Below are 11248 nucleotides of genomic sequence, written 5' to 3'. Positions count from 1 at the left end.
TCGTTGGTGGCGATGCACTGGGCGATGCAGGCGCTGCGGTCGGGTGAGATCTCGCTCGCGCTGGCCGGTGGTGTGACCGTGATGTCCACGCCTGCCGTGTTCGTGGACTTCGCGCGTCAGCGGGGTCTGTCGCCCGACGGCCGGTGCAAGGCGTTCTCGGACTCGGCCGATGGTGTCGGCTGGTCCGAGGGTGTCGGCATGCTGGTCCTTGAGCGGCAGTCGGACGCGATCCGCAACGGTCACCAGATCCTCGCGGTCGTCCGCGGTTCGGCCGTCAACCAGGACGGTGCCTCCAACGGCCTGACGGCTCCGAACGGTCCGTCCCAGCAGCGGGTCATCCGCCAGGCCCTCGCCAGTGGTGGGCTCTCGGCGGGCGATGTCGATGTCGTCGAGGCGCACGGCACCGGTACGACGCTGGGTGACCCGATCGAGGCGCAGGCGCTGCTTGCGACCTACGGCCGTGACCGTGATCCGGAGCAGCCGCTGCTGCTGGGCTCGGTGAAGTCGAACATCGGTCACACGCAGGCCGCGGCCGGTGTCGCCGGCGTGATCAAGATGGTCATGGCGATGCGGCACGGTGTGCTCCCGCGCACCCTGCACATCGACGCCCCGTCCTCGCACGTCGACTGGACCGAAGGCGCCGTCGAACTGCTCACCGAGCAGACCGCGTGGCCCGAGACCGGCCGCCCGCGCCGTGCCGCCGTCTCCTCCTTCGGCATCAGCGGCACCAACGCCCACGTCATCCTGGAGCAGCCCGACAAGGTGATCCGGGGGACCGTGGTCGGTGGCTCGGCGGTGCCGAAGCCGGACGTGGTGGAGCCCGCGGTGGTGCCGTGGGTGCTGTCCGGCAGGACGCCGGAGGCGCTCCGCAGCCAGGCGGCGAAGCTGCTCGCCTCGGTGGAGGCACACCTCGACCGTCCGCTCGTGGACGTCGGTTCCTCCCTCGTCACCGCCCGGTCGCTGTTCGAGTACCGCGCGGTCGTCCTCGCCACCGACGTGGACACCGCGGCCCGCGCCCTGGCGGCCCTCGCGGTGGGCGAGCCCGATCCCGCGGCCGTGTCTGGCCCGGCCCGCACCGGTCGCTCGGCGGCGTTGTTCTCGGGTCAGGGGTCGCAGCGGATCGGGATGGGTCGTGAGGTGTATGGCCGGTTCCCGGTGTTCGCTGAGGCTCTGGATGCCGTTCTCGCCGTTCTGGATGGTGAGTTGGGTGGTTCGCTGCGGGAGGTGATGTGGGGTGAGGACGCCGGTCTGCTGCATGAGACGGGGTGGACTCAGCCCGCGTTGTTCGCTGTCGAAGTCGCCCTCTACCGGCTGGTGGAGTCCTTCGGAGTCACGCCGGACTTCGTGGCTGGTCACTCGATCGGTGAGATCGCTGCCGCGCATGTGGCTGGGGTGTTCTCGCTGGAGGACGCGGCCCGCTTGGTGGCGGCTCGTGGTCGTCTGATGCAGGCGTTGCCGGCCGGTGGCGCGATGGTCGCCGTCCAGGCCACCGAGGACGAGATCGCCCCGTACCTCAGCGAGGAAGTGTCGGTCGCTGCCGTCAACGGGCCTACCTCGGTGGTCGTTTCGGGTGAGGAAGGTGCCGTGCTGGAGGTCGCGGCGCGGTTCGAGTCGGAAGGCCGCAAGGCGACGATGCTGCGGGTGTCGCACGCGTTCCACTCGCCGTTGATGGATCCGATGCTGGACGAGTTCCGGGCGGTGGCCGAGACGCTGTCCTACGCCGCCCCGGAGATTCCGGTGGTGTCGAACCTGACCGGTTCCCTGGCCACGGCCGAGGAGCTGTGCTCGCCCGAGTACTGGGTGCGCCACGTCCGTGAGGCGGTCTGCTTCGCCGACGGGGTGGCCACGCTCGAGGAGCAGGGTGTGACCACGTTCCTGGAGCTGGGTCCGGACGGGGTCCTGTCCGCGATGGCCCAGGAGTCGCTGACCGGCGACGAGGCCGTCACCGTCCCGGTCCTGCGCAGGGACCGCGACGAGGAGACCACCGCGGTCGCCGCGCTCGCCCGCCTGCACACCGGCGGGCTGCGGATCGACTGGTCCGCCCTGTTCGCCGGTACCGGCGCAGGCCGTGCGGAACTGCCGACGTACGCCTTCCAGCACCAGTGGTTCTGGCCCGCGGCCCCGCTCGGCGGCGGTGATGTCCGCGCCGCCGGTCTCGGCTCCGCCGAACACCCGCTGCTCGGCGCCGCCGTCGAACTCGCCGCGGGACAGGGCGTGCTGTTCACCGGACGCCTGGCACTGCACTTGCACCCCTGGCTGGCCGACCACGCCGTCCACGGCACCGTCCTGCTGCCGGGCACGGCCCTCCTGGAGATGGCGGTCCGCGCCGGCGACGAGGTCGGCAGCGACCGGGTCGAGGAACTGACCATCACCGCGCCGCTGGTCCTGCCCGAGCGGGGCGCCGTCCAGGTCCAGGTCGCCGTCGAGGCACCCGACGCCGCCGGCCGCCGCGTCGTGGGCGTGTACGCACGTCCCGAGGGCACCGGCGACACCGCCTGGTCGCAGCACGCCGCCGGTGTGCTGGCCCCCGCCGGCAGCGGCCCGGCCCCCGCCGCCCTCGACACCAGCGTGTGGCCGCCCGAGGGCGCCGAGGCCGTCGACGCCGACGGGTGCTACGAGGAGTTCGCCGAGGCCGGGTTCGTGTACGGACCCCTCTTCCAGGGGCTGCGCGCGGCCTGGCGCCGCGGCGACGAGTGGTTCGCCGAGGTGGCTCTGCCGGAGGGCACCGAGAACACGGCCGCCGGTTTCGGTCTGCACCCGGCCCTGTTCGACTCCGCGCTGCACGCCCTGCTGCTGACCCCGGCCGCCGACGGCGGCACGGCCGGACTGCCCTTCTCCTGGACGGACGTCTCGCTGCACGCCTCCGGCGCCACCGTGCTCCGCGTCCGGCTGACGCCGACCGGTGACCGGACGCTGTCCGTCAGCGCCGTGGACCCGTCCGGCACACCGGTCGTCTCGGTGGGCTCCCTGGTCACCCGGAGCGTCACCGGACTCGACACCACGGGCACCGACGCGCTGCTGCGTGACGCGCTCTTCGGCATCGAGTGGACCCCCGCCCAGGCAACCGAGGCGGCCCCCGCGACCGTCGCGCTCCTGGGCACGGACGGCGACCCGCTCGGGCTCGCCGCCGCGCTCACCGGCGCCGGCACGACCGTGCGGACCTACCCGGACGTCGCCGCCCTGGTGGCCGCGACGGTCGCTGCGGACCGGCCCGCGTCGGACGTGATCGTCCTCGGCGTCGCCTCGCACGCCGACGAGCCGGCCTCCGACGCGGCACACCGGCTCACCGCCGACGCGCTGGACACCGTCCAGAGCCGGCTGTCCGACGACCGTCTCGCCGGCGCCCGCCTCGTCCTGGTGACGCGCGGCGTGGTCGGCGCCCGGGACGTCGGCGCCGCGGCCGTCCACGGCCTGGTCCGTTCGGCCCAGACCGAGCACCCCGGCGCCCTCGGCCTCGTCGACCTGGACGGGACCCCCGAGTCCGCCGCCGCCTTCGCCTCGGCGCTCGGCTCCGCCGAACCGCAGCTCGCGCTGCGCGACGGCCGGCCGCACGCCGCCCGGCTCGCCCGGCCGGCCCGCCCCGCCGACACGCCCGCGCCCACCGCGTGGCAGGCCGACGGCACGGTCCTGATCACCGGCGGCACCGGCGGCCTCGGCGCCCAGTTCGCCCGGCACCTCGTCGACGCCTACGGGGTCCGCAACCTGCTGCTGGTCAGCAGGCGCGGCGGTGACGCCCCCGGCACCACGGAACTCGTCGCCGAACTCATCGCGCACGGTGCCGATGTGACGGTCCAGGCCTGCGACGTCGCCGACTCGGACGCCGTGAACGCCCTGGTCGCCGGGATCCCGGCGGAGCACCCGCTCACCGCGGTCGTGCACACGGCGGGTGTCCTCGACGACGGTGTGATCGGCTCCCTCACCGGGGAGCGGCTCGCCCGGGTGCTGCGCCCGAAGGCGGACGCGGCCTGGAACCTGCACGAGGCCACCCGCGGCCTGGACCTGGACGCGTTCGTCGTGTTCTCGTCCGTGGCGGGCGTCCTCGGCGGGGCGGGACAGGCCAACTACGCGGCCGGCAACGCCTTCCTGGACGCGCTCATGGAGCACCGCCGGGCAGCCGGTCTGCCGGGTCTGTCGCTGGCCTGGGGACCCTGGAACCAGGCGGGCGGCATGACGGAAACCCTCTCGGACACCGAGGCCGAACGGCTGGCGCGGTCCGGGATGCCGCCCCTCGCCGCCGAGCAGGGCTTCGCCCTCTTCGACGCGGCGCTCGCGGCCGACGCCGACGACACCACCGGCACCGCCCTGGTCGTCCCGGTCCGGCTCGACCTGGCGGCGCTCGCCGCGCAGGGCGAGGTGCCCGCGGTACTCCGCGGCCTCGTCCGGACCCGCACCCGGCGCACGGTCGCGGGCGGAACCGTCACCGCCGACGGGCTCGTGGCACGCCTGACCGCGCTCACGGCCGAGGAACGCCGGGAGGCGCTCCTCGACCTGGTCCGCACCCAGGCGGCCCTGGTCCTCGGACACGCCGACGCCGCGTCGGTGGACGCCGCGGCCCAGTTCCGGGACGTCGGCTTCGACTCGCTCACCGCGGTCGAGCTGCGTAACCGGCTGAGCGCGGCCACCGGACTGCGCCTGACCGCGACGCTGGTCTTCGACTACCCGAACGCGGCCACGCTCGCGAACCATCTGCACGACGAACTCTTCGGTGCCGAGACCGAGTCGGCGCTCCCGGTGAAGCTGATGCCGTCCACGACCGACGACCCGATCGTCATCGTGGGCATGGCCTGCCGCTACCCGGGCGGGGTCGCCTCGCCCGAGGACCTGTGGCGACTGGTTCTCGAAGGCACGGACGCCATCACCGAGTTCCCGGCCAACCGCGGCTGGGACATCGAGTCGGTCTACGACCCGGACCCCGAGCATCTCGGCACGTCGTACACCCGCTCCGGCGGATTCCTGGAGAACGCCGGTGAGTTCGACGCCGACTTCTTCGGGATGAGCCCGCGTGAGGCGCTGGCGACGGACTCGCAGCAGCGCTTGCTGCTTGAGGCGTCGTGGGAGGCGATCGAGCGGGCCGGCATCGACCCGGTCGGTCTGCGGGGCAGTGCGACCGGTGTGTTCGCCGGTGTGATGTACAGCGACTACGGTTCCCTCCTCGGTGGCAAGGAGTTCGAGGGCCTCCAGGGTCAGGGCAGCGCGGGCAGCGTGGCCTCCGGCCGTGTCTCGTACACCTTCGGCTTCGAGGGCCCGGCCGTCACCGTCGACACCGCGTGCTCGTCGTCGCTGGTGGCGATGCACCTCGCGGCCCAGGCCCTGCGGGCAGGCGAGTGCTCGCTCGCCCTGGCCGGCGGCGTGACGGTCATCTCCACCCCGGGCACCTTCATCGAGTTCTCCCGCCAGCGGGGTCTGTCGCCCGACGGCCGGTGCAAGGCGTTCTCGGACTCGGCGGACGGTGTCGGCTGGTCCGAGGGTGTGGGCATGCTGGTCCTTGAGCGGCAGTCGGATGCGATCCGCAACGGTCACGACATCCTCGCCGTCCTGCGCGGCTCCGCCATCAACCAGGACGGCGCGTCCAACGGCCTCACCGCCCCCAACGGGCCCTCGCAGCAGCGGGTGATCCGCCAGGCGCTGGCCAGTGGCGGGCTGTCGGCCGGTGATGTCGATGTCGTCGAGGCGCATGGCACGGGTACGACGTTGGGTGACCCGATCGAGGCGCAGGCGCTGCTGGCCACTTACGGCCGTGACCGTGATGCGGAGCAGCCGCTGCTGCTGGGCTCGGTGAAGTCGAACATCGGTCACACGCAGGCCGCGGCCGGTGTCGCGGGTGTCATCAAGATGGTGATGGCGATGCGTCATGGTGTGCTGCCGCGCACCCTGCACGTCGACGCTCCGTCCTCGCACGTCGACTGGACCGAGGGCGCGGTCGAGCTGCTTGCCGAGCGGACCGTGTGGCCGGAGACGGAGCACGTGCGTCGTGCGGGGGTGTCGTCCTTCGGTATCAGCGGTACGAACGCCCACGTGATCCTGGAGCAGCCCGCGAAGGTGATCCGGGGCACGGTGGTCGATGCCTCGGCACCGGAGGCGGACGTGGTGGAGCCCGCGGTGGTGCCGTGGGTGCTGTCCGGCAAGTCGCCGGAGGCGCTGCGCGACCAGGCCGCCCGCCTGCTCGCCGCGGTCGCCGAAGAGCCGGCACCGCGTCCGGCCGACGTGGCCCACTCCCTGCTCGTCACCCGCTCGCTGTTCGCCCACCGCGCGGTGGTGCTGGCCGGTGAGCCCGAGGAGACGGTCCGCGCCCTCACCGCCCTGGCGGCGGGCGCGGCCGATCCGGCGGCGGTGTCGGGCACGGTGGTGTCCGGTCGCTCGGCGGCGCTGTTCTCGGGTCAGGGTTCGCAGCGGCTCGGGATGGGTCGTGAGGTGTATGGCCGGTTCCCGGTGTTCGCTGAGGCTCTGGATGCCGTACTGGCCGTTCTGGATGGTGAGTTGGGTGTTTCGCTGCGGGAGGTGATGTGGGGTGAGGACGCCGGTCTGCTGCATGAGACGGGGTGGACTCAGCCCGCGCTGTTCGCCGTTGAGGTGGCGCTTTATCGGCTGGTGGAGTCGTGGGGTGTGAGGCCGGACTTCGTGGCCGGTCACTCGATCGGTGAGATCGCCGCCGCGCATGTGGCCGGGGTGTTCTCGCTGGAGGACGCGGCCCGCTTGGTGGCGGCTCGTGGTCGTCTGATGCAGGGGCTGCCGGCCGGTGGCGCGATGGTGGCGGTGCAGGCCACGGAGGATGAGGTCACCCCGTACCTCACGGACGAGGTGTCGATCGCCGCACTCAACGGACCGACGTCCGTAGTGGTGTCGGGCGTCGAAGGTGCCGTACTGGAGCTGGCCGCGCGGTTCGAGGCGGAGGGCCGCAAGACCACCCGGCTGCGGGTGTCGCACGCGTTCCACTCGCCGTTGATGGATCCGATGCTGGACGAGTTCCGGGCGGTGGCCGAGGAGTTGTCGTACGCCGCCCCGGTGATTCCGGTGGTGTCGAACCTGTCGGGTTCCCTGGCCGCGGCCGAGGAGCTGTGCTCGCCCGAGTACTGGGTGCGCCACGTCCGTGAGGCGGTCCGTTTCGCGGACGGGGTGGCCACGCTCGAAGAGCAAGGGGTGACCACCTTCCTGGAGCTGGGTCCGGACGGGGTCCTGTCCGCGATGGCCCAGGAGTCGCTGACCGGCGACGACACCGTCACCGTCCCGCTGCTGCGCAAGGACCGTGACGAGGAGACGACCGCCCTGCTGGGCCGGGCCGGGCTGTACACGCGGGGGATCGGGGGAGGCTGGCAGGACCTGCTGGCCGGTACCGGTGCCCGCCGGGTGAATCTGCCCACCTACGCCTTCCAGCACCAGTGGTTCTGGCCGACCGGCCGGGCCTCCGCCACCGGTGACGTCCGCGCCGCCGGTCTCGGCTCCGCCGAGCACCCGCTGCTGGGCGCCGCCGTCGAACTCGCCGCGGGACAGGGCGTGTTGTTCACCGGTCGCCTGTCGCTGACCTCGCACCCGTGGCTGGCCGGCCACGCCGTCATGGGCACCGTCCTGCTGCCGGGCACGGCCCTGCTGGAGATGGCGGTCCGCGCGGGCGACGAGATCGGCTGCGATCGGGTGGAGGAACTGACCCTCGCCGCGCCGCTGGTCCTGCCCGAGCGGGGCGCGCTCCAGGTGCAGGTCGCCGTCGCCGTCCCGGACGACTCCGGCCGGCGCGTGGTCGGGGTGTACTCGCGTCCCGAAGGCGCCGGCGAGTCGGAGTGGGCCCAGCACGCGGCCGGTGTCCTGGCGCCCGGCACCACCGCACCGGACCAGGGCTTCGACACCGAGGTGTGGCCGCCGCGGGATGCCGAACCGCTGGACACCGAGGACTGCTACCAGGCGTTCGCCGAGGCCGGATTCGCGTACGGACCGCCCTTCCGGGGTCTGCGCGCCGTGTGGCGCCGTGGCGATGAGCTCTTCGCCGAGGTCGCGCTGCCCGAGGAAGGCAGTGGCGAGGCGGCCGACTTCGGTCTGCACCCGGCGCTCCTCGACTCCGCGCTGCACGCCACCATGCTGGGCGCCGCCGGCGCCGAGGAGGGCGACGGCGGAGGTGCCCTGCCGTTCTCGTGGGAGGGCGTCGCGCTGCACGCCTCCGGCGCCTCGGCGCTGCGGGTGCGGCTGGCCCCCGCGGGCGACAACGCGCTGTCGGTGAACGCGGTGGACCCGGCCGGTGCGCCGGTGGTCACCGTCGACCGGCTCCTCACCCGCACGGTCACCGGTGACCAGCTGAAGTCCGCGGGCGAAGACCAGAACACGCTGTTCGGCGTCGACTGGACGCCGGTGGCCGGCACCGGGGCCGCGCGGCCCGCGTCGGTCGCGGTCGTCGGGGACGACCCCTTCGGCCTGGCCGACGCGCTCACCGGCTCCGGTCTCACGGTCGGCGCGGCGGCCGACCTCACCGCGCTGCCCGCCTCGTCCGACGCCGCCGTACCGGACATGGTGCTCGTCCCGGTCGCCGGAGCCCCGGCCGGCGGGGACGATCTGCCCGGCGCGGTCCGGGAGGTCACCGCGCGGGTGCTCGCGCTCCTTCAGCAGTGGCCCGGTGAGGAGGCGCTCGCGGCCTCGCGGCTGGTGTTCGTCACCCGTGGCGCGGTCGCCGTGGACGGCGGCGGGACCGTGGACCTCGCGGCCGCCGCGGTCTGGGGCCTGGTGCGGTCGGCGCAGACGGAGAACCCCGGCTGCTTCGGCCTGCTCGACCTCGATCCGGCCGCGGCGGACCCGTCCGCCGGGCTCGTCGAGGCCCTGACGGCCGGCGCCGAGGAACCGCAACTCGCGCTGCGCGGCACCGAGGTCGTGGCCGCGCGCCTCGCCCGGCTCGACACCGCACGGCCGGAACTCGCCTCCGCCACTGCGGCGGACGGCACGTCCGGCACGTTCCGGACCACCGGGACCGTCCTGGTCACCGGCGGCACCGGAGGCCTCGGCCGGCTCCTCGCCCGGCACCTGGTGGCCACGCACGGCGTACGGAGCCTGCTCCTCGCCAGCCGCAGCGGTCTCGAGGCGGACGGCGCGAGCAAGCTCGTCGCCGAACTGGAGGAAATGGGCGCCGAGGTCACCGTGCGGGCGTGCGACGTCGCCGACCGGGAGGCCGTGGCCGCCCTGGTCGCGGCGGCACCCCAGGACCGTCCGCTGTCGGCGGTCGTCCACACGGCCGGTGTCCTCGACGACGGTGTGGTCGGCTCGCTGACGCCGGAGCGCCTCGCCACGGTGCTGCGGCCCAAGGCGGACGCGGTGTGGCACCTGCACGAGGCGACCCGCGGCCTGGATCTGGACACGTTCGTCGTCTACTCGTCCGTGGCCGGTGTGTTCGGCGGTGCGGGGCAGGCCAACTACGCGTCGGCCAACACGTTCCTGGACGCCCTGATGGCGCGGCGCCGCGCCGACGGACTGCCCGGCGTGTCCCTCGCGTGGGGCCCGTGGGAGCAGGACAGCGGCATGACGGGCACCCTCTCGGACGCCGAGGCCGACCGACTGGCACGTTCCGGGATGCCGCCGCTGACGGTCGAGCAGGGCCACGCCCTGTTCGACGCGGTGGTCGCGGGCGACCGGGCGCTGGCGCTGCCGGTCCGGCTGGACCTCGCCGTACTGCGTGCCCGGGGTGATGTGTCCGCCCTGCTGCGCGGCCTGATCCGGGTGCCCGCGCGGCGGGCCGCGGCCCGGGGCGCGGTGCCGTCCGCGGACACGCTCACCCGGCAGCTCGCCGGACTGGGTGCGCAGGAGCAGGAGGAGGTGCTGCTCAAGCTGGTGCGTGGACAGGCGGCGGCGGTGCTCGGACACCGGGACGGCTCGGCGATCGGCGCGGAGCGTCAGTTCCAGGAACTGGGCTTCGACTCGCTGACCGCGGTCGAGTTCCGGAACCGGCTCAACGCGGCCACCGGTCTGCGGCTGCCCGCCACGCTGCTGTTCGACTACCCGACGACGGCCGATGTCGTCCGGCACCTGCGCGGACGGCTCGTCACCGACGACCAGGCGGGCGCCGGTTCGGTGCTCTCGGCGCTCGACGCGCTGGAGAAGGCGATCGCCGGACTCAGCCTCGACGACGCGGACGAGCACCGTCGGGTGACCGGCCGGATCGAGGTCCTCAGGACCAAGTGGGCCGAGCTGGGCCGTACGGACTCGTCCGGCGAGGACTCCTCGAAGGACGACCTGGACGGGGCCTCCGACGAGGACATGTTCGCGCTCCTCGATGACGAACTCGGCCTGAACTGACCCGCCCCGCGGGCCGCCCCCGCGGCCCGCGGGACCCCGCCGCGGCTCCGCCCGTACACGCCGCATGCCACCCCGGCACCATGCCGACGCTCACGAAAGGTCCAAGAAAGCGTGACAACTCGCACGTCCACCGAGGAGAGCCTGTGGGCCCGGTGCTTTCACCCGGCCCCGTCCCGCTCCGCCCAGCTCCACTGCTTCCCGCACGCGGGCGGCTCGGCGTCCTTCTACTTCCCCGTGTCCGCCCAACTGTCCTCCGTGGCCGAGGTTTTCGCGGTGCAGTACCCGGGACGACAGGACCGGCGCAAGGAAGTGTCGCCCACGGACATCGCCACCCTCGCCGACCAGCTCTACGACGCCCTCGGCCCCGCCCTCAAGGCGCGGCCGACCACGTTCTTCGGGCACAGCATGGGCGCCACCCTGGCCTTCGAGGTGGCCCGCCGGCTGGAGGCCGACGGCGGTGAGCTCGTCCGGTTGTTCGCGTCCGGGCGACGCGCGCCGTCGACCGTCCGCGACGAGCGGGTGCACCGCCTGTCCGACGAGGGCATCGTGCGGGAACTGAAACTCCTCGCCGGCACCGACACCGCGCTGCTCGGCGACGAGGAGATCCTGCGCATGATCCTCCCCGCCATCCGCAGCGACTACGAGGCGATCGAGACCTATCGGTGCGCTCCCGACGTCACCGTCCGCGCCCCGATCACCGTCCTCACCGGCGACAGCGACCCCAAGACGTCGATGGCCGAGGCCGAGGCGTGGCGCGGCCACACCACCGGCGACTTCGACCTCCAGGTCTACCCCGGCGGCCACTTCTACCTGACGGCGGAGGCGCCCGCGGTCATCGCCTCCCTCAGGAAGCACCTCACCGGGCAGGGCTAGGGCCTCTCGCTCGGATCATGCCGGGCTCACGGGCCCGGCACGGCACCGGACCCCGCTCCCTGATCCGGCCTGATCCGAGCGAAAGACCCTGGCGTCTGCCGTTCCGCCCGTC

General features: G+C 73.6%; 2 protein-coding genes. Both read left to right on the top strand.

What is annotated here, in order from left to right:
* Nucleotides 1-10263, top strand: a 10263-nt coding sequence (locus tag ACIQMV_RS17065) for an SDR family NAD(P)-dependent oxidoreductase (protein ID WP_402593501.1), incomplete at its 5' end; no start/stop codon positions are given.
* Between the two features lie 111 nt (nt 10264-10374).
* Nucleotides 10375-11136, top strand: a complete 762-nt coding sequence (locus ACIQMV_RS17060) for a thioesterase II family protein (RefSeq protein ID WP_402593499.1) — start codon at nt 10375-10377, stop codon at nt 11134-11136.
* The last annotated feature ends 112 nt before the right edge of the window (nt 11137-11248 follow it).

This window comes from Streptomyces sp. NPDC091412, from assembly GCF_044756885.1.
Taxonomy (GTDB): domain Bacteria; phylum Actinomycetota; class Actinomycetes; order Streptomycetales; family Streptomycetaceae; genus Streptomyces.
Note: the sequence above shows the minus strand (reverse complement) of the source record. Positions and strands in the feature narration are given on the sequence as shown.